Annotated in this window: 1 protein-coding gene; it reads left to right on the forward strand. The window is 44.2% G+C overall.

Features of this window, described 5'->3' with window-relative positions:
* Nucleotides 1-317, forward strand: a 317-nt coding sequence (locus LVD47_RS24435) for a hypothetical protein (RefSeq protein ID WP_236981162.1), incomplete at both ends; no start/stop codon positions are given.

Here is a 317-nt window from a genome sequence, read left to right on the forward strand (position 1 = left end):
TTGGCGGATGCCCAGGCTTTGGATTTGGAAGCGGAGTATTTGGATCAGGAGATATTGCGAAAGAAGAACGGAGTAGTATATAAAGTTGAAGACTTTTTACCCGGCGGGGATTATTATTCAGTACTGTCCAATCTGGGTGGAGAACGCGGTCAACTATTAGCATTACACCGGGGTCCCTTTAATTTTGTGGACTATCCGTTTATTGTATTGGAATTGGGTGATTGGATATTGGGATCAGGGGGATTTTTTGAAAAAGTAACAGAGGAATGGTTTTATAGTGGCAATGGGAATAGCCCGTTTTGGTTTGCCGGCGCCTG

This window comes from Membranihabitans maritimus, assembly GCF_021729145.1.
Lineage (GTDB): Bacteria > Bacteroidota > Bacteroidia > Chitinophagales > Saprospiraceae > Membranihabitans > Membranihabitans maritimus.